This window comes from Kribbella speibonae (assembly GCF_004331375.1).
Classification (GTDB): Bacteria; Actinomycetota; Actinomycetes; order Propionibacteriales; family Kribbellaceae; genus Kribbella; species Kribbella sindirgiensis.
In genome coordinates, this window is record NZ_SJKC01000001.1 from 1,966,841 (window position 1) to 1,985,270 (window position 18,430).

Annotated in this window: 21 protein-coding genes; 11 read left to right on the forward strand and 10 right to left on the reverse strand. The window is 69.3% G+C overall.

Features of this window, described 5'->3' with window-relative positions; all coding sequences use genetic code 11:
- Positions 1–28 precede the first annotated feature (28 nt).
- Positions 29–292: a hypothetical protein gene (locus tag E0H92_RS09915; protein WP_131468280.1), complete on the forward strand. Its 264-nt coding sequence runs from the start codon at positions 29–31 to the stop codon at positions 290–292.
- On the opposite strand, the gene E0H92_RS09920 is transcribed toward E0H92_RS09915, so the two are convergent.
- The 4 genes from E0H92_RS09920 to E0H92_RS09935 all read right to left on the reverse strand — a co-directional run bounded on the left by E0H92_RS09920 (position 270) and on the right by E0H92_RS09935 (position 3,574).
- Complete coding sequence (locus E0H92_RS09920; protein ID WP_131496034.1) at positions 270–704, reverse strand: NUDIX hydrolase; 435 nt, start codon at positions 702–704, stop codon at positions 270–272. The genes E0H92_RS09915 and E0H92_RS09920 overlap by 23 nt on opposite strands.
- The gene (locus E0H92_RS09925; protein ID WP_131496035.1) at positions 704–1,672 is read right to left on the reverse strand and encodes a threonine ammonia-lyase; all 969 of its coding nucleotides are present in this window, start codon (positions 1,670–1,672) and stop codon (positions 704–706) included. The genes E0H92_RS09920 and E0H92_RS09925 overlap by 1 nt, the downstream gene beginning before the upstream one ends.
- A 339-nt stretch (positions 1,673–2,011) precedes the next feature.
- On the reverse strand, positions 2,012–2,587 hold the full coding sequence (locus tag E0H92_RS09930; RefSeq protein ID WP_131468274.1) for a nucleotidyltransferase domain-containing protein: 576 nt from the start codon (positions 2,585–2,587) through the stop codon (positions 2,012–2,014).
- A 168-nt stretch (positions 2,588–2,755) separates the two neighbouring features.
- The gene (locus E0H92_RS09935; RefSeq protein WP_131468272.1) at positions 2,756–3,574 is read right to left on the reverse strand and encodes an alpha/beta fold hydrolase; all 819 of its coding nucleotides are present in this window, start codon (positions 3,572–3,574) and stop codon (positions 2,756–2,758) included.
- Positions 3,575–3,613: 39 nt separating this feature from the next.
- On the opposite strand from E0H92_RS09935, the gene E0H92_RS09940 reads away from it, so the two are divergent.
- Positions 3,614–4,084, forward strand: coding sequence for a hypothetical protein (locus tag E0H92_RS09940; protein ID WP_131468270.1), 471 nt, complete (start codon positions 3,614–3,616; stop codon positions 4,082–4,084).
- Here the strand turns inward: E0H92_RS09940 and E0H92_RS09945 are convergent.
- Together E0H92_RS09945 and E0H92_RS09950 are read right to left on the reverse strand one after the other, a co-directional pair.
- On the reverse strand, positions 4,056–5,261 hold the full coding sequence (locus E0H92_RS09945; RefSeq protein ID WP_165549731.1) for an RNA polymerase sigma factor: 1,206 nt from the start codon (positions 5,259–5,261) through the stop codon (positions 4,056–4,058). The two genes, E0H92_RS09940 and E0H92_RS09945, sit on opposite strands and share 29 nt — an antisense overlap.
- A gap of 17 nt (positions 5,262–5,278) precedes the next feature.
- On the reverse strand, positions 5,279–5,653 hold the full coding sequence (locus E0H92_RS09950; protein WP_131468266.1) for a YciI family protein: 375 nt from the start codon (positions 5,651–5,653) through the stop codon (positions 5,279–5,281).
- Positions 5,654–5,795: 142 nt separating this feature from the next.
- Here E0H92_RS09950 and E0H92_RS09955 point away from each other — a divergent pair, with 142 nt between their 5' ends.
- Positions 5,796–6,677: a phosphotransferase family protein gene (locus E0H92_RS09955; protein ID WP_165549732.1), complete on the forward strand. Its 882-nt coding sequence runs from the start codon at positions 5,796–5,798 to the stop codon at positions 6,675–6,677.
- Here E0H92_RS09955 and E0H92_RS09960 read toward each other — a convergent pair.
- The gene (locus tag E0H92_RS09960; protein WP_131468262.1) at positions 6,667–7,002 is read right to left on the reverse strand and encodes a VOC family protein; all 336 of its coding nucleotides are present in this window, start codon (positions 7,000–7,002) and stop codon (positions 6,667–6,669) included. The genes E0H92_RS09955 and E0H92_RS09960 overlap by 11 nt on opposite strands.
- 93 nt (positions 7,003–7,095) lie before the next feature.
- On the opposite strand from E0H92_RS09960, the gene E0H92_RS09965 reads away from it, so the two are divergent.
- A complete protein-coding gene (locus tag E0H92_RS09965; protein WP_131468260.1) occupies positions 7,096–8,178 on the forward strand; it encodes a hypothetical protein in 1,083 nt (360 codons plus the stop codon).
- Here E0H92_RS09965 and E0H92_RS09970 read toward each other — a convergent pair.
- Complete coding sequence (locus E0H92_RS09970; RefSeq protein ID WP_238153482.1) at positions 8,168–8,971, reverse strand: helix-turn-helix domain-containing protein; 804 nt, start codon at positions 8,969–8,971, stop codon at positions 8,168–8,170. The genes E0H92_RS09965 and E0H92_RS09970 overlap by 11 nt on opposite strands.
- A 91-nt stretch (positions 8,972–9,062) precedes the next feature.
- Between E0H92_RS09970 and E0H92_RS09975 the strand changes: the two genes are divergently transcribed.
- The 4 genes from E0H92_RS09975 to E0H92_RS09990 all read left to right on the forward strand — a co-directional run bounded on the left by E0H92_RS09975 (position 9,063) and on the right by E0H92_RS09990 (position 13,478).
- Positions 9,063–10,040 carry an ABC transporter substrate-binding protein gene (locus E0H92_RS09975; protein WP_131468258.1) on the forward strand — a complete coding sequence of 326 codons (978 nt, stop codon included), beginning with the start codon at positions 9,063–9,065 and terminating at the stop codon, positions 10,038–10,040.
- A complete protein-coding gene (locus tag E0H92_RS09980; RefSeq protein WP_131496037.1) occupies positions 10,037–10,840 on the forward strand; it encodes a siderophore-interacting protein in 804 nt (267 codons plus the stop codon). The genes E0H92_RS09975 and E0H92_RS09980 overlap by 4 nt, the downstream gene beginning before the upstream one ends.
- A gap of 166 nt (positions 10,841–11,006) precedes the next feature.
- Positions 11,007–12,467: a bifunctional UDP-N-acetylglucosamine diphosphorylase/glucosamine-1-phosphate N-acetyltransferase GlmU gene (gene glmU, locus E0H92_RS09985; protein ID WP_131496038.1), complete on the forward strand. Its 1,461-nt coding sequence runs from the start codon at positions 11,007–11,009 to the stop codon at positions 12,465–12,467.
- Between the two features lie 30 nt (positions 12,468–12,497).
- Positions 12,498–13,478 (forward strand): ribose-phosphate diphosphokinase, encoded by a 981-nt coding sequence (locus E0H92_RS09990; RefSeq protein ID WP_131468252.1) that lies wholly within the window; start codon positions 12,498–12,500, stop codon positions 13,476–13,478.
- Here E0H92_RS09990 and E0H92_RS09995 read toward each other — a convergent pair.
- On the reverse strand, positions 13,475–14,164 hold the full coding sequence (locus E0H92_RS09995; protein WP_131496039.1) for a hypothetical protein: 690 nt from the start codon (positions 14,162–14,164) through the stop codon (positions 13,475–13,477). The genes E0H92_RS09990 and E0H92_RS09995 overlap by 4 nt on opposite strands.
- 136 nt (positions 14,165–14,300) lie before the next feature.
- Here E0H92_RS09995 and E0H92_RS10000 point away from each other — a divergent pair, with 136 nt between their 5' ends.
- From E0H92_RS10000 to E0H92_RS10010, 3 genes are read left to right on the forward strand one after another with little or no spacing between them, the layout of a single operon-like run.
- Positions 14,301–16,205 (forward strand): sensor histidine kinase, encoded by a 1,905-nt coding sequence (locus tag E0H92_RS10000; RefSeq protein ID WP_165549733.1) that lies wholly within the window; start codon positions 14,301–14,303, stop codon positions 16,203–16,205.
- On the forward strand, positions 16,193–16,834 hold the full coding sequence (locus tag E0H92_RS10005; RefSeq protein ID WP_131468247.1) for a response regulator transcription factor: 642 nt from the start codon (positions 16,193–16,195) through the stop codon (positions 16,832–16,834). The genes E0H92_RS10000 and E0H92_RS10005 overlap by 13 nt, the downstream gene beginning before the upstream one ends.
- Before the next feature lie 10 nt (positions 16,835–16,844).
- Positions 16,845–17,606, forward strand: coding sequence for a DUF1932 domain-containing protein (locus E0H92_RS10010; RefSeq protein WP_131468245.1), 762 nt, complete (start codon positions 16,845–16,847; stop codon positions 17,604–17,606).
- Here the strand turns inward: E0H92_RS10010 and E0H92_RS10015 are convergent.
- Entirely contained in the window at positions 17,599–18,264 is a 666-nt protein-coding gene (locus E0H92_RS10015; RefSeq protein WP_131468243.1) for a hypothetical protein, read from the reverse strand. The genes E0H92_RS10010 and E0H92_RS10015 overlap by 8 nt on opposite strands.
- Positions 18,265–18,430: the final 166 nt, after the last annotated feature.

Consider the following 18,430-nt stretch of genomic DNA (forward strand, 5'->3'; position numbering starts at 1 on the left):
TCGTCTTTGAGGTGGATAGGGGCTGGTCGTGTGGGTCGCAGCAGATCAGGCCCAGGTCGGCATTGCTCGCCTCGATCCGGCGGCAGGCGGGTCCGACCAGTCGCCCGGCCCATCCTTCGCCACGGAACGAAGGGAAGGTGAGGACGCTCGTCAGGGCGGCGAGCTTGTACGTCGCGCCTTCCTGGGGCAGGTCGACGTGGACGATCTCCAGGTGGCTGACGACCAGGTCGCCGGCGACGTACAGCAGGTGATGCGGTTCGCACGACGAGCTAGCGAACGGATATCGCGGTGATGAGGTCGGGGAGTTGTGGTGGGAAGACTGTTTCGGTGGTGGCGGTTAGCTCTGGGGCTGTCCACCAGCGGAAGCCGAGGATTGTGGTGGTTTCGTACTCGGTCAGTTGGGCCGGGATCGGTGTGAAGTGTTCGACGCGGTGTAGGAGCCATTCCTCGTGTACGTCGATGGTCTGGCCGTTGAACTCGTACGTGTGGTCCCGGGTCCACACGTGGATCCCGGTCGGCAGGTCGCGCAGACCGGTCTCCTCGTACGTCTCGCGCTCGGCGGCGGCCTGCAAGGACTCGTTGGGCTCGACGCCGCCGCCGACCGGGTACCAGCATTCGGCGTGGTTCTTCGGGCCCTTGGCGTGGATGAGGAGCACGCGGTCGTCCTCGTCCAGCAGCAGGAGTTTCACCACGAGCCGCGCCATCAGAGGCCGACCCAGCGCCGGTACTTGTCCTGGTCGACATTGCTGCCGCACACGATCGTGAACACCTGCCGTCCGGCGAAGCGGTCGCGGTCTTCGAGGACCGCGGCGATACCGAGCGCGGCCGACGGTTCGACGACGAGGCCGGCGTGGTCGAGCAGCAGGCGCAGGCCGGTGACGATCGATGCTTCCTGGACCAGTACGGCGTCGTCGGCCACGACGAGCAGGTCGTCGAGGACCTCCGGGATCGGAATGCGGCCCGCGACGCCGTCGGCGATCGTGTCGGTCGTGTCGGTGGTGACGACACGACGCTGATGCCAGGAACGCGTCAACGCCGGTGCGCCGAGCGGCTGGACGCAGAGCACCTCGACCGCCGGTGCGAGCGCCTTCAGCACGTACCCCACCCCGGTCGCCAGCGCACCACCACCCAGCGCGATCAACACCACCGGCCGATCGCTCAGTTGCATACGTGGCAGGAGTTCCAGGGCGATGGTGGCGGCGCCTTCGCAGGTTTCGAGGTCCAGGCTGTCCTCGAGTAGCCGAATTCCGTCGTACCGCGCGATCGCGACGGCCCGTTCGCGGGCGAGTTCGTGGTCGCCGTCGACGAGTTCGAGCTTGGCGCCGAGGGCGCGGATCCGGTCGAGTTTGGTCGTGGTCGCGAACCGCGAGGCGACGACCGTGACGTCGAGGCCGCGATCGCGACCGGACCACGCGAGGGCCTGGCCGAGGTTGCCCGCGCTCGCGCACACCACGGCTCGCGAGTCGCTGCCGGCGAGTTGAGTCGCGACGACCTCGGTGCCACGACCTTTGAAGCTGCGCACCGGGTTCGCCGTCTCGAGCTTGATGTCGATCGCACAGCCGAGCATCGGTTCCAGCGCTTCGCAGCGATACAACGGACTGTCGAGGAACACCGGATCGATGACCTCACGCGCCGCCCGAATCCGCTCCAGATCGAGCCGCGTCCCCTCCACGACACCGCATCCTACGCAATCGTGCGACGGGGGGGTGTGCATTCGGACAGGAGGTGTCGGCCGGCTGGGTAGTGCACCTGAGCGTGAATTGTCTTCGTGCGTACGGTGTCTCGCTGGTGCTCTACCTGTCGAGCTGCACGCCATCGCCGGCTGGCTGGCGAGCGGTTGGTGGTTGGCTAGTGGGCGCTCGTGGTGGGTGGTGACAGGAAGTGGTGGGTGGGGACCTGCTATTTCCTGTTCACCGGGACCGGTTCGGGTGCGACAGCCCGCTTCCCGTTGCGTTCGTGGGGCGGCAAGCGGCGCCTGGTGTGGAGGTCTCCAGGCGCCAACTCACTGGTGTCAGATCAAGGTGGGGAGCCAGGGGTGGTCGGGAAAGCGCCCGGCGATGTGGTCGTGCAGCCAGGAGCGGCGGATCGGATCGAGGTCGGCGGCGACGTCGTGGAAGTCCTCGGTGTCCTTCGGGCGGTCGCTGCGAGATTTGAACAGGAGCACGAGCTCCGGCGCGAGGTACGGGATGCCGTCGGCGGTCGTGAGCGTGATCTCGTCGAGTGGTTTGCGGAGAATGCCGCGGCCGCGGTGGTAGACCCAGTCGTCGCCGTCGGAGGCCGCGAGCATGACGCGGACCGGTGCCGGGAACAGGTCGTCAGGGAAGGCCAGTACGTCGGGACCTGGAGTCAACGTCTCGCCCGGTTCCCAGGGGCGCTGGACGCCGGTGTTCGGGTTCTCGACTGTCGGCCGCGGGTCGGTGAACGTGGCGGCGACCAGATCGAGGTCGCGGGCAAGGACGAGTACGTCGACGTCGGTGTGCGGTCGCCGTACCCGATCGGCGAACAGGTCGAGTGCCCATCCGCCGGCGATCCAGTAGCGGCCGGTGTAGTCGGCGAAGTACGTCTGGACGAAGCTCAGAGAATTCATGGGGACTCCATCGCATGAGGTCGGATGCGGTGAGCCCCGGTGAGAGTCAGAGCCGCCAGAAGATCCGAGGCGGCACCGCGCAGGAAACGCGCACAGCAACCACCTCCTCCTCGCCCTGACACTCAGCGCATGATCGTAGCGACGCCACGAGAGGCTGGCACACGGTTTTCAGTCGTCCAGGAACGTGCGGATGTGGTGTGCCCAGATCTCGGGTTGTTCGAAGTGGCACATGTGGGCGGTGTTCGGGATGACGGCCAGCTGGCTGGGGACGGCTGCGTGGAGGCGCTCGGCCAGCTGGACCGGGAAGCCCATGTCCTTCTCGCCGTGCAGGATGAGGACGGGTTTCGCGAAGGTGCGGAGGATCTGTTCTGGGTCGCCGGTGATCCACGGGCGCATGAGGCCGTTCATCGCGCGTTCCTCGGACCAGTCGCCGAGGTCGGTGTCGAGGGATTCGAGCAGTTGCAGGTACGCCGGCGCGCGGGCGAGGTCCCACACGAAGATCGTCGAGTTGCGCAGGGCACCGTTCGCCTCGTCCTCGACCCGTTGACGGCGCTGGTACTCGTCCCAGTCGGCGAGGTAGACGGCAGCCTCCGCCAACGAGTACGCCGACGTCGACGCGAGCACCAATCGCCGTACTTGCTCCGGATGCTGGTGCACGAACTCCATCGCTGCTCGCCCGCCCGTCGAGAACCCGACCAGGTCGACCGCCCCGAGCCCGAGTCTCTCGATCAGCCGATGCGTGTCCTGTACGACGTACTCCGGCTGCAGGTCGTCGGCGGGCAACCCTCGGCTGCTCCGCCCGCACCCGCGGAAGTCGAACAGCACCACATGATGATCCCGCGCCAACGGCTCGAACCCGGGCACCAGGTAGCCATGCCCGACATCGGGACCGCCGTGCATCACCACCACAGACGGCCGATCACCCCGCTGCCCGAGCTCCCGGACGAACAGCGTGACGCCCCCGACATCCACCAGCGAATCACCCATACCGGAAGGATTCCAGGCCCTTCCGACAATACTGATGCGATGACGGAGCTGGAGAAGGCGACCTGGACGGCGGCCGACTTCGAGGTGATGGGCTGGCACGACTGCCGCGTGCACGCGGTCAGCATCGGCGTCCGCGAGGACGGGTTCCCCTGGCAGCGCGTACTGCTCGATCTCGACTACATCGTCCAGTGGGTCGACCCGGCGTTCGCGCGGCGGCACTTCACGTTCTGGATCGCGCCGGCGACGTTGGTGTTCGACGAGGCGTGGGGCATCTCGGGTGAACTCGAACCGATGAACGACCTCCTCGAGATCGCCGACCTGCACCGCCTCGACCCACCTGACGATCGCCCCGACCCGCTCTGGCACCTCGAAGGCCACAACTTCGACCTCCGCCTCCGCGCCCCCGGCTTCACCCAATACGTCCGCTCACGACCTGTCCACAGCAAGGCCCAATACCTCACCCCCTCCGAACGCACCGGCCTCAGCTTCGCCGAACGCTCGTACGACTGACACGTCCCCTTAGATGCGCCCGCTCGGCAGCGTTGTCGCAAGCGGCGATCGCGGCGTCATAGGCCGCCAACGCTTCGGGCAGGCGGTCGGCACGGACCAAGAGCTCGGCTCGTACGGCGGGAAGCCGGTGGCCCGGAAGGTCCAAACCCTCCAGCAGTTCGAGCCCGGCCTCAGGACCCTCCGCCTCGGCGACCGCAACAGCGCGGTTGAGACGCACCACCGGAGACCCGGTCAGCGCTTCGAGTTCGTCGTACCACTCGCTGATGCGCCCCCAGTCGGTGTCCGCCGCCCGCAACGCGGTCGAGTGCTCGGCGGCGATGAGCGCCTGCAACAGGTACGGCGTCGACGGTGCGTCCCGGGCCAGCGGTGTGAGGAGCGCGAGCGCGTCGGCGATCTCGTCCATCCGCCAGCGGGAGCGGTCCTGATCCGGAAGCAGCACGAGCCTGCCGTCCTCGACCCGTGCGTCCCGCCGCGCGTGCTGCAGCATCATCAACGCCTGCAAGGCATCGAGTTCGTACGACGGCGGTGCGACCTCACGCACTACCTGAACCAGCCGGAGCGACTCCCCGGCCTCAGCCGCCCGTACGACGTCCGAACCCGAGCCAGGTGCGTACGCCGCCGTAAAGGCGAGGTACGCGATATCCGCGACCGCACCGACCCGCTCCTGCAGCGCGGGCCCGACCGGTACGTCGAACCGCGCGTTGGACAAACGTTTGCGCGCACGGGTCAGCCGCGCGGCCATCGTCGCGGTGGGAACCAGGAACAGCCGCGCAATGTCCGCTGTCGGTACACCGAGCACCAGCCGAAGCGTCAGCGCGGCCGCGGACTCCGCGGGCAGCGAAGGATGCGCGCAGAGCAGGATGAGCCGCAGACGTTCGTCCACCGCACCGACCTCGCCGGCCGCGTCGACGAGTACGCGGCGGGCGTTCGCGGTGATCTCGGCCTCGACCGCGAGCAGCGGCAACGACTTGGCGGCGACGGCTTCGGCGCGCAACCGGTCGAGCGCGCGGCGGCGGGCCGCGGTCAGCAACCAGGCCGGCGGGTTGGCCGGTACGCCGTCCGCGGGCCACGTCCGCGCCGCGGACTCGAAGGCCTCCGCGAGCGAGTCCTCGGCCAGGTCGAGACGCCGGAACTGCGCGGCGAGCAGAGCCAGCAGCCGGCCCCACTCGTCGCGCATGACGGTCTCGAGCGGAGTCACTCGTCCGGTACGCCGACGTCGAGGCACTCACGGACTTCGATGTCGTACTCGCGTGGGAGAAGGGCTGCCACCTCGAGCGCGGTTGCGAGGTCGGGAAGCTCGACGAGATAGAAGCCACCGAGTTGCTCGGCGGTCTCGGCGTACGGGCCCTCGGTCAGTCGGCGACCGTCGCCGTCCGGCCGCAGCGTCCGGGCGTCTCGTGGGTGCACCAACGCCTCGCCGCCGCGAAACCGTCCACGCTCGCGCACCGCGGCGGTGAAGGCGCGGAAGTCCGCGAACACCCGCTCGCGCTCCGCCTCGTCGGCCGCGTCCCAGCGCGCGAAGTGCTCCGGCTCAGCCATCAGAATCAGGTACCGCGTCAGATCAGCCATGGAATCTCCTTTCGGAAACGATGACGTGCGATCCGGGTCAAAATCGACAGACACCCTGGGGGAAGCGCGGCTAGGGTCTGGCGGCATGTCGTTGTCGGACGCTTTTCTGCGGGAACAGCTTCACAGTCTGGGGTATCGGGAGGTGGAGCAGGTTGCCATCGGGATGCAGGGGGCGGTGTTTCGGCTCGGTGGGGGTTTGGTCGCGAAGATCTGGTTCCACGCGGGCGAGGGTGAGCTGCGCACGCTGGGGGAGTTGTACGCCGCGGTCGACGGACGCCTGCCCTATCGGACGCCTCGCGTGCTGGAGTTGCACCGCCCAGGGGCCTATTGGGTGACGATCGAGGAAGAGTTGCCTGGGGTTCCGCTGCATGCCGTGGCGCCGCAGTTCGGTGAGGTCGGTTGGGAGCGGATGCGGGACTGCGTTGTCGAGGTGGTCGAGGCAGTCGCGCAGGTCGAGGCGCCGGCCGTCCTTCGCCGTACGACGGTGCTCGACGAACCGGATCCGTTCCGGCCGGAGGGGATGTCGTGGATCGACGCGCTGTCGGGTCTCGTCCGTCGACGGGTGGCACGCTTCGGCGATCAGCTGAGCCCGGTGATCGACAACTTCGAGGCGAAGGTCGAGAACCTCCTCGTCCTGCTGTCCGATCTCAAGGAGCCGGAGACCCGCCTGGTCCATGGAGATGTCACCGCCGGCAACATCCTCGTCGACGAGAACCTTCGCCCTGTCACGCTCCTCGACTTCGGTCTCCTGACCATGCCCGGCGACCCGGTCTTCGAAGCAGCCGCCACCGCCACCGTCATCGATCTGTGGTCACCCCGAGCCCGCGAAATCGAAGCAGCCTTCGACAAATCCTTCGCCACCCACCTCGGCTACGCCCCCCGCCACCTCCTCACCTACCGCTGCGCGTACTCCCTGATCATCGCCAACGCCCACGACGAAGACCCCTACAACCGCGACACCCACGTACCCCTGACAGCGAAACTCTTCAACAGCCCCGAGGTCGCGGCGTTGCTCAGCCGATGAGGCAGAAGAGGGCGCCGTCGGGGGCTTTGAGGACGACGAAGTCGGCGTTGGGTGGGTAGGTCCAGTCTTTGACTTGTTCGGCGCCGAGGGTGGTGAGGCGGGCTACTTCGGCTTCCAGGGTTGAGGTTTCTTTGTCTACCCAGAGGTCGAGGTGGGTGCGGTCGGTGCTGTCCAGGTGGACGCGCGTGGGTGGTGTGCCGGGTGGCGGGGCGAGGAAGTCTCCGTTGTCTGGGTCGGCGGTGAGGCCGAGAGCCTCGCGCCAGAAGTTGGCGGCTGGACCGGTGTCGGGGACGTTCAGGACGATTGCTCCGAGTGTGAGGGCCATGCCTTCCAGGGTTACAGAAGACGGGGTGTGACGCAGGAGGGGTGCCGCAGCGTCGGGAGGGGTGTAGGAGACGCTGACTCGGAGGGGATCGTTGTGAGACTGAAGACAAGCATGCTGGTAGCACTGGCCGGAGCCCTGGCGGCCACCGTCACGGCGGGTACGGCGGACGCTCGGCCGGCCCAAGAACCGTTGCAGTGGACAACAACCGCGACGCATCGGCAGCCGGCCACGTTCAACGACGTGGCCACCGGACCCGGCGGGACCTGGGCTGTCGGCGGCGACCAGGTGGACGGCTTCGCGGACCAGCGCCCGCTGGCGATGCGCTGGGACGGCAAGACCTGGAAGGCCACACCCCAGCCGGTGAAGACCAACGCGACCCTGGAAAGCGTCGCGGTCGGTACGGCGAAGAACGTCTGGGCCGTGGGTGAGGACCGCACCAACCCGGACCAGCCGAAACCGCTGGCCCTGCACTACAACGGCACCAAGTGGCAGGTCGTGAAGGCCCCCGCCGTACCCACGGGATCCTTCGACGACGTGGTGATCGCGCCGGACGCCTCGGCCTGGGTCACGGGCTGGGCGAACGTCGGCGGCAAGGAACGCGCTGTCGTCTACCGCTACGCCGCCGGCAAATGGCAGGCCCTCAACACCGGCCTGGAGGGATCGATCAACGGCAACGTGCTGACCGTTCTGTCCGCGAAGAACGCCTGGCTCGGCCTGAACGCCGGCCTCGCGCACTTCGACGGAAAACGCTGGACGCTGGTCAAGGACCTGCCGACCGACGGCTCCCAGATCCCGACCGGTATGGCGGCCGCCGGCCCGAAGAACATCTGGCTCGTCGGCGTCCAGTACACGTCCGGTATCGCCCCGCTGGCCCTGCACTACAACGGCGCCAAGTGGACCCAGGTCGCCGTACCGGCCGGCATGGCCCAGCTGTATGACGTTGCTCTGCGCAACAATCTCCCGGTGGTGGTCGGTGAACGCTTCGCCGACGGCCAGACCGCGACGCCATACGTCCTGCAACTGAGCGGCTCGAAGCTCGTCGCCGCCCCCGCCCCGAAGGCCGCAACGGGCACGCTCACCGGCGTTACCACGACGAAGGATCGCGTCTGGACGGTCGGGATGTCCGCGACGTCCGCACAGGACCCGTTCGCCGCGCTGGCCGCGTTCAGTCGCTGACCTGCCCCGGCGTACGGCCGAAGGTACGACGGAACGCCGCGATGTACGCCGACGCGCTCGAGTAGCCGACCCGGTGGGCGACCTCCGACACCGGGTAGGCGTCGAGCAGGATCAGCGACGCCCGCAACCGGAGGCTCGCCCGCCACGTGCTGAACGACTGACCGAACTGTCGCTGGAAGTCCCGTTGCAGCGTCTTCGCACTCACGTGCAGCCGGCCCGCCCATTCGTCCAGACTGGTCGGGTCGGCCGGCTCGTTGGTGAGGGCCCGCGCGACCCGCAACGCGAATCCGCCACCGTCGCCGGCGGGCTCGCTCAGATCCCGGAGCGATGCGAGCCCGTGCATCACCGAGGCGCGCAGCCGCAGCCCGTCCTGCTCGGGCAGCCCGCGCACCGCGAGCCCTTGGATCGCGGCGGCCACCTCTGCCGGTACGCGGGCCGTCCCGATCCGCAACCCGGCCAGCCCGGGCGGATCCTCACGCAGGCACAACCGGTAGACCGTGTGCCGGGTCGGCCGGATCGAGGTGGGTTTCGCCTGGACGGAGTGACTGACCGCCCGCTGCGCCCAGATCGCCTCACCGGCGCCGACGAACTCGGTGTTGCCCTGGTACGAGACCGCCATCAGCCCGTCCGGTGACCAGTACAGCTGGTGCAGCCAGTCCTGCCGGATCCCGCCGAACTCGAGCGTCGTCGCGGCGACGTACCGCAGGACCAGGATCCCGCCCGGGGTGCCGATGCCGTAGCCGAACTCGTCGCAGTTGTCGGGGTCCGCGCCGCGCGCGGTGACCAGGCTCAAGGTGTCCTCTCCGCGACATCCGCTGTCCTCGGCGCGCTATCAGCAGCCATCAGGTAAGGCTAGCCTAACTTCAATCGATGAGGAGGTTGGCATGTTCCTGCGCCCGTTGGGTGCGGTCGTCCTGACGATCGGGCTGGTCGCGTGCGGTGCGTCCGATCCGGAGCCGGTGGCCGGGGAGACGCGGGTCTTCCGCGCCGACGGCGGCGATGTGACGATCCCCAAGAGCCCGCAGCGGGTGGTCGCGACCGGGTACGCCGTTCCCGCGCTGATCGAGGCCGGGGCGCCGCTGGTCGGGATCTCGTTGTTCGCCCGCAGCGTGCCGATGATGTCGGCCGCGGACAAGGCGACGTACGACGGTCTCACCAAGATCGCCGGGGAGACGGCCGCCGAGACCGACTACGAGAAGATCGCGCTGGCGAAGCCGGACCTGATCGTGATCGGGGTGCCGCAGCCGGTGCTCAAGGACATCGACCTGGCGCGGCTGAAGGCGATCGCGCCGGTGGCGGCGATCGGTCCGACGGTGCCGGACGCGTGGCGGACCTTGTCGCAACGGCAGTCCGACGCGGCCGGGCGGGCGGAGGACTTCGATAAGGCGAAAACGGCGTACGAGCAGCGGGCCGCCGAGCTGAAGACGAAGTACGCCGACGCGCTGCGGGGGAAGAAGTTCGCGCATGTGGGCGGGTACGGGCAGGTGGCGAAGGGCAGCTTCATGCGTGAGTACGACAAGTCGTGGGGGACGAACATCGCGCAGGACATCGGGGTCACGTATCCGGGGCAGCCGAAGCATCCGGGGGAGGGCAGCGCGGCGGTGTCCGAGCAGGTGTCGATCGAGTTGCTGCCGGACGAGCTCAAGGACGCGGACGTGATCACGTACACGCTGGAGCCGGACGGGAGCGTGGGGCCGGCGGTGAAGTTCGTACTCGACTCGCCGCTGTGGAAGAGCCTGCCGGCTGTGAAGGCGGGGCGTGCGATCGGCGTGCGGTACACGCAGGCGGCGACGTACGAGACGGCGCTGCAGACCCTCGGCGCACTCGACCAGGCCCTCGCCCCACTGCGAGACGCCCAATGAGCCGGGACGACCTGCAGAACCGGGACAACCCGCGGGAGCGGGTCGAGGCGCATCACCAGGCCGGTGAAGGGGTGACGCGGATCCCGTACCCGATCGGCATCCGTACGGCGGTCGTCGCGCGCACGACGTACCTGACGGCGCACATGGTGCGAGTGACGCTGACCGGGGAGGGGTTGGCCGGCTTCCACTCGTACCACTGCGACGATCACGTGAAGATCGTGTTCCCGGACCCCGACGGCACACTCCGCCTGCCGGTGCCGAACGACCGCCAGCTGCTCGACTGGCCCCGGCCGTTCCCGCCGACGCGGAGCTACACGGTCAGGCGGTACGACGGGACGCACCTCGACCTCGACTTCGTGGTCCACAACAGCGGACTCGCCTCTCCGTGGGCCGAGGCCCTGCGCCCGGGGGACAAGGTCGCGATCGCCGGTCCACCCGGCGGCCGCGCGTTCCCGTACACGCACCCGCACTACGTCTTCGCGGTCGATCCCACCGGGCTGCCCGCGGCGGCCCGGTGGCTCGACGAGGCCCCGAGTCATCTGAGCGCCGATGTCGTGGTCGAGATCGACCATCCGGACGAGTCGGCGTACCCGCTGGCCACCCGCGCCAACACGAAGGTGCACTGGATCCCGCGCGGCGCGCTGGCCACCCACGTCCTGTCGCTCGCGGTCCCGCCGCGGACGTTCCTCTTCGCGGCCGGCGAGGCCGACGCGCTCCGTCCGCTCCGCCCCTGGCCGAAGGCGGACACCGTCATCCGCGGGTACTGGAAACGCGGCGAAGCGGACCACGAAGATCACTGAGAGTCACCAACCTGACCGGTTGTTGTTCCGGCCGGGGTGACATCGGTCTCGCCGTCCCCGTGCGAACGGGTCTCCGCGAAGCAAGTAGGCTTGCGCGGGCGCTGTTTCGGGTGCCCGTGCTGATACTTGTTGAAAGAACTCGCAGGGAACTCGAGGAGAAGACCGCGTGACTTCCCATCGCCCCGCGGCGGTCGTCATCATGGCCGCCGGGCTCGGAACCCGGATGAAATCGGCGACCCCGAAGGTGTTGCACGAGATCGGCGGGCGCAGTCTCGTCGGCCATGCCGTGCTCACCGCCCGGGCGCTCAGCCCCGAACACCTCGTGGTCGTGGTCGGCAACGGCCGCGAACTGGTCGAGGAACACCTCAAGGCCGTCGACCCGGAGGCTCGCACCGCCGTCCAGGAGCAGCAGCTGGGTACCGGCGACGCGGTCCGCGCCGGGCTCACCGCCGTACCCAAGGACTTCGACGGCTCGGTGGTCGTCACGTCCGGCGACGTGCCGCTGCTCGAGGCGGAGACGCTCCACGACCTGATCGCCGAGCACGACAAGCACGGCAACGCGGTCACCGTCCTGACCGCGCGGGTCCCCGACCCGACCGGGTACGGGCGGATCGTGCAGGGCCCGGACGGCACCGTCGCGGCGATCGTCGAGCACAAGGACGCCACCGCCGAGCAGCGGGCGATCGACGAGATCAACGCCGGGATCTACGTGTTCGACGCGGCCACCCTGCGGGACGGTCTCAGCCGGCTCACCACCGACAACGCCCAGGGCGAGCTCTACCTGACCGACGTGATCGGTATCGCCCGGACCGACGGCAAGCGGGTCGGCTCGTACGTCACCGACGACGAGATGCAGACCGAGGGCGTCAACGACCGCGTCCAGCTCGCCACGCTCCGCGCCGAGCTGAACCGCCGTACCCTCACCCGCCTGATGCGCGAGGGCGTCACGATCGTCGACCCGAACACCACCTGGGTCGACCAGACCGTCCAGGTCGCCCGCGACGTCACGCTGCTGCCGAACACCCAGCTGCACGGGGCGACCACGGTCGACGAAGGCGCCACCATCGGCCCGGACACCACGCTCACCGACATCACGGTCGGCGTCGGCGCCACGATCATCCGCACCCACGGTTTCAGCGCGATCATCGGCGACGGCGCCAGCGTCGGCCCGTTCGCGTACCTGCGCCCGGGCACCAAGCTCGGTGTGAAGGGCAAGATCGGCACCTTCGTGGAGACCAAGAACTCCACCATCGGCGACGGCGCCAAGGTCCCGCACCTGACCTACGCCGGCGACGCGACCATCGGCGACGGCGCGAACATCGGCGCCGGCACGATCTTCGCGAACTACGACGGGGTCGCGAAGCACCCGACGCACGTCGGCAAGCACTCGTTCATCGGCAGCAACTCGGTGATCGTGGCGCCGCGGACGATCGCCGACGGCGCCTACCTGGCGGCCGGTACGGCGCTCACCGAGGACGTCGGCCCGGGCGAGATCGCGGTCGCCCGCGGCCGGCAGCGCAACATCAAGGGCTGGGTCGCGCGGAAGCGGGCCGGCACCAAGACCGCCGCGGCGGCCGAGGCGGCGCTCTCGGACCAGCCGGTGGACCAGCCGGACGAGCAGGCCTGAGCGGTACGAGGACAACGGGAGGCGCGGGCGATGAGCGGGATGAAACGAACCACCGAGAAGAACCTGATGGTTTTCTCCGGCCGGGCGCATCCCGGTCTCGCCGAGGAGGTGGCCACCGAACTCGGGTCCGGTCTGGTCCCGACGCAGGCGTACGACTTCGCCAACGGCGAGATCTACGTCCGGTTCGAGGAGTCGGTCCGGGGCAGCGACGCGTTCGTGATCCAGAGCCACACCTCGCCGATCAACGAGTGGATCATGGAGCAGCTGATCATGGTCGACGCGCTGAAGCGGGCGTCGGCCAAGCGGATCACGGTGGTGCTCCCGTTCTACGGGTACGCGCGGCAGGACAAGAAGCACCGCGGCCGGGAGCCGATCTCGGCCCGGCTGATGGCCGACCTGTTCAAGACCGCCGGCGCCAACCGGCTGATCTGCGTGGACCTGCACACCTCGCAGATCCAGGGCTTCTTCGACGGCCCGGTGGACCACCTGATGGCGCTGCCGATCCTGAGCTCCTACGTGGCGGAGAAGTACGGCGACCAGCAGCTGGCCGTGGTGTCGCCGGACGCCGGCCGGATCAAGGTGGCCGAGCAGTGGTCGGCGCGGCTGAACAACGCGCCGCTGGCCTTCATCCACAAGACCCGCGACATCGACCGCCCGAACGAGACGGTCGCGAACCGGGTCGTCGGTGAGGTCAAGGGCCGGGTCTGCATCCTGGTCGACGACATGATCGACACCGCCGGCACCATCACCAAGGCCGCCGACGCGCTGTACGCCGAGGGCGCCGCGGGCGTGGTGATCGCCGCGACGCACGCGATCCTGTCCGGCCCCGCGGTGGACCGGCTGAAGAACTGCCAGGCCAGCGAGGTGATCGTCACGAATACGCTGCCGATCGCCGAGGAACGCCGCTTCGACAAGCTCACCGAGCTCTCGATCGCGCCGCTGATCAGCCGAGCCATCCGCGAGGTCTTCGAGGACGGCTCGGTGACCAGCCTGTTCGACGGCCGCGCCTAGACGGTCTCGGTGCCGACGGCGGCCCGGCGCCACGCGTAGTACGCGATGGCGATCGCGCCGGCTGCCATCGGGATCTGGACGGCGAGCCCGATCCACCCGTTGCCCGGAACCACGAAGCTGATCACGACGAACAGCACGAGCAGCGGAACCCAGCGCGGTACGGCGTGTGACCGCCACAACCCGACCACCTGGATCACCGTTCCGACGGCAACCATCAGCGCGCCGGCAATCATCGGGCCGAACAGGTGGAGCAGGTCGTCGTTCGCGTTGGCGATCACCGCGCCGCCTGTCGTGGCATCGACCCCGGTGGCCACGTAGTACGTCGCTGCGAGGCCGCCGACCCCGACCGCCTGGAAGGCGATCCCGATCCACATCAGGAATCCGCCGGTCGTGGCCCAGGCCGCGCCGCGCGTGCGGACGAGGTAGCTGGTGAGGAAGGCCTGAGCGGCCACGCCGAGGATCCCGCTGATGCTCAGGACGACCAGCAGGCCCCACCAGCGGTCGCGCAGCGGCTGGATGTCGGCGTACGAGTAGGTCTCGCCGCCGCCGGCCGGTTCGGGCCAGAGCACGCCGCCGGGCGTCGCGATGACGTTGCTGATGATGAGTACGAGGCCGATCGCGCCGATGCGCCGGCGAGTGACAGGATCGGCCGGTACGACGGTCGGCCGGGCAGTTGTGGTGGACATCGGGCCCCTCCCGCGAGTAGTTCGGACAGGTCCAGCGAACTGCCGCAAGGCCTGTCGGCGCATCGCAGGGAGCACGGACCCGGTTCTCCGTGCTGGCGCGGAGTCATCCGGCCGAAACCGGCCTTACCCTGACGACATGCGGTGGCCACGGTGGGTCGCGCTCGGTACCTTCCTGCTCGTTCTGATGCTCGTGGCGGGAAGCTCCTGGCTGCTGGTCGCGTACCGCACCGGCCCGCACACGCTGCGGAACTTCATCGCTCTGGCGGCGATCGGGACCGCGATCGCCGCGCTCGGACTCGCGGTCACCCGCCGGCAGCCGGCCAACCCGGTCGGGGCGATCCTCGGCTGGATCGGTGCGATCGCCGTGTTCCTGACCGCACGCGACGTCTACTACAACGCCGTCGCCCACGATCCGGGGCGCTTGCCACTGGACAGCCGAGTGGTCGCCTGGCTCGAGGAGACCGGCTGGTGGTTGCTGGCCGCGGTCGCCTTCCTGCTGCTGTACTTCCCGACAGGTCACCTGGTGAGCCGTCGATGGCGACCGGTCCCCCCAGCCTTGCTGGTGCTCGGCGCTCTCCAGAACGTGCCGCTGTCCGGGGCCCTTGGTGTGGTGAGCGAGGTGGCGTTCTTCGGGTTCCTGGCGCTCTGCCTGACCGCGGTCGTACCGGCGGTGATCCGGTACCGCGGCTCGACCGGCACGGTCCGTGCGCAGCTGAAGTGGCTGCTTCTCGCAGGCCTGGCCGCTGTTGTCTACCCGCTGGTGTGCCTGGCCGAAATCCTGGTCACTGGTCGCAGCGGCATCGTGGCGACAGTCTTCGGGATCGTCACCTTGGTGTCCCTGCCGGCCTCTGTCGCGGTGGCGATGCTCCGGCACGACCTGTACGACGTCGACCGGGTGCTGGCCGACACGGTCAGCTACAGCATCGTGATGGTCGTCCTCCTGGGCACGTACGCCGTCGCGGCCGTCTCGCTCGGGTTGGTACTAGGACGTGATTCGGCCGTCGTCGCCGCGGCAGCGACCGCCGTGTGCGCGTTGATCCTGGCGCCGTTGCGAAGCCGGCTGCAGCGCGCGGTCGATCGGCGGCTCTATCCGCCGCGACGTGCCGCTCTGCTGGCGATCGAGGATCTGCAGCGCCGGATCCACACCGAGCAGGCCCAGCCCGAGGACCTCGAGTCCGCGCTGCGGGGCGCGCTCCGCGATCCGGCCCTTCGGGTCGGCCTGCTGATCCCGGGAGCGTCCGGCTTCGTCGACGCCGCGGGTGATCCGGTGGCCGAACCGCGGCTGGTCCCGGTACTGCTGGGTGGCGAGCAGATCGGCGTACTCGCATCCGAGGCGACGCCGCCCGCCGTACTGAAAGCTGTGGCGGCTGCGGCGGCCAGTCTGGTGGAGGTGACGCGGCTGCGGGCGGAGCTCGCGGGGGCACTCCGTGAGGTGGCTGCGAGTCGCGCGCGGTTGGTCCAGGCCGGTGACGAGGAGCGGCGGCGTCTGGAGCGGGACCTGCACGACGGCGCGCAGCAACGGCTGGTTGCGTTGGGCATGGCGCTGCGGCTGGCTCAGCGGCACCTGGACGACGGCACGGTCGACGTGAACGGACTGCTCGACCAGGGCGTCGCCGAGCTCGGGACCGCGGTCGCCGAGTTGCGGCAGATCGCCCACGGCCTGCGCCCGACCAGCCTCGATGACGGACTGCACGCCGCGTTGAGCGCGATCACCCAATCGCTGCCGATCCCGGTCCGGCTGCAGATCCCGGCCGATCTGCCCGAGGAGCTCGCGACGACGGCGTACTTCGTGGCTGCCGAGGCGGTGACGAACGCGGCGAAGTACGCGAACGCCACGGCGATCGTGGTCCGGGTGGCGCGGTCGGCCGACGTGATGCGGGTCCGGATCGAGGACGACGGGTGCGGGGGAGCCGTACCGCGGCCCGGCTCGGGGCTGAGCGGACTGCTCGATCGGGTCGCGGCGGTCGGTGGTGCGCTGGAGCTGCGGAGTCCGGCCGGCCGCGGTACGACGGTCGAGGCGGTGCTGCCGTGCGAATCGTGATCGGCGAGGACTCGGCGCTGTTCCGGGAAGGGCTGGCGCGGCTGCTGGCCGATGCGGGACACGAGATCGCCGGCCTCGCCGCGGACGCCACGAGCCTGCTGACCGTGGTCGCGGACACCCGGCCCGACCTGGCCGTGATCGACATCCGGATGCCGCCCGACGGAACCGACGACGGTGCGCGGGCGGCCCGCCAACTTCGGGTGCTGCACCCCGGGCTCGGGATCGTGCTGCTCTCCCAGCACGTCGAGACCAGGCACTCCGTCGAACTCGTCGCGACCGGCCGCTTCGGCTACCTGCTCAAGGACCGCGTGCTGGCGGTCGACGAGTTCCTCGACGCCCTGGACCGGGTCGCGGCCGGTGGGTCGGCCCTCGATCCGGAAGTCGTCGGCCGGTTGATCGGCCGCAGACAGGCAGACGACCGCCTCGCACCGCTGACCCCACGCGAGCGCGAAGTCCTCGCCCTGATGGCCGAGGGCTGCACGAACGTCGGCATCGGCCGGCGGCTGTTCCTGACCGAGCGGACCGTCGAGACGCACGTCGGCAGCATCCTCGCGAAGCTCGGCCTGCTCACCAACGACGAACAGCACCGCCGGGTGCTCGCCGTACTGGCCTATCTGGGCGGCCACTAGATTTGGCCGCATGAGAATCGCGGTCTTCCATCCCGGGGCGATGGGCTCGAAGCTTGCGGCGCAGTTGGTCGTCGCCGGGCATGAGGTGCGCTGGGTGCCTGACGGGCGCAGCGATGCGTCCAAGGCGCGGGCCGACGAGGCCGGGCTGATCGGTGCGTCGTTCGACGACGCGGTCGCGCTCGCCGACGCCGTCCTGTGCTCGTGCGCGCCGCAAGGAGCCGTCGACATCGCGGAGCAGGTCGGCCGGGCCGGGTTCGCCGGCTTGTACGTCGAGGCGAATCCGCTGTCGCCCAAGTCGTTGCAGGCGGCGCAATCCGCCGTACCTGATGCGACGTTCGTCGACGCGGGCGTGGTCGGGCCGCCTCCGACCGGTGGGCCGAGTCCGACCCATCTCATGCTGTCAGGTGCCGACGCCGAGACCGCGGCCGGACTGTGGGCGGATACCGCGGTCACCCCGATGGTCGTCGGTGCCGAACCAGGTGCGGCCAGCGCGGCGAAGTCGTCGTACGCCCTGTACAACAAGGGCAAGGCGGCGCTGGCGGTGCTCGCTTTCCAGCTGGCCGAGAAGCACGGCGTCACCGAGGCGCTGATCGCGCAGCAGACCCGCGCGGACGGCGGCTCGTTGAAGGATCCAGGCCTTCCGGACCAGCTCCGCAGCGTCGCCTGGCGCTGGGGCCCGGAGTTCGACGAGCTGGCCGAGACCTTGGATGCGGCGGGTCTCGAAGGCGATGCGGCCCGAGCCCTTCGACAGGTCTGGACCAAACTCAGCTGATCGTCGGCTGCCCGTAGTCGCGGAGGACGAACGGCGGGATCAGGTCGATCACGTGCGTCATCGCGTCCAGGCGGGCCAGTACGTCCGGTACGGCGAAGGCGCCGGTCGACCAGGACACGAACGCGCTCCCGGCGATCTGCCACTCCAGGCCCGGGTTGAACAGCACGCACTCCATCATCCGCGGGTGCATGACGGCCGACGCGTACCGGTCGTCGGGGGACTCCACCCGGAACTGGTCGTTGAACTGCTGGTTCTCCAGTTCGAGATCACCACCTCGGAACATCCGCGGGCCCGATTCGCGCGTCACCGTGAGCGGCGGCAGTGCGACCGGCAGGGTCAGTGCGATCAGGTTGACGGTGTGCGTCTGCTGGGTCTTGCCGTTGCTGGTGGTGTACGTGTAGTCGAGTACGCACAGGCCGCGACCCTGGTACACGCCGGCGTACGCCTCACCCGGCTCGCCCTCCCGGTACAGGTTCGCGGCGATCTGCAGCAGCCAGGGGTGCGGTGGGACCGGGTACCACCCGACCGAGGCCACTTCCGCGGCCCGCCGTCGGAGCATCGCCCGCCGTCGGCGCCGGCTCCACACGACGAGCCAGATCACGCCGGTGAGGAACACCAGCGGGATCAGGAAGGTCAGGATGGTGAGGAACGCGAACACCCCGGCAACGTACCGAAACGGCCGGGTCGGAAACGGGTGACGGTCGAGGTTCGCAGGCGGGAGCAAAGTGCCTCAGCCCGACGATTTCCCGTCTGGCCACGCTCGTGGGTAGACTGTTTTGGTTGCCTCGGCGAGGGACGCCCCCCGAGAACTGTTGGGCGCGGCT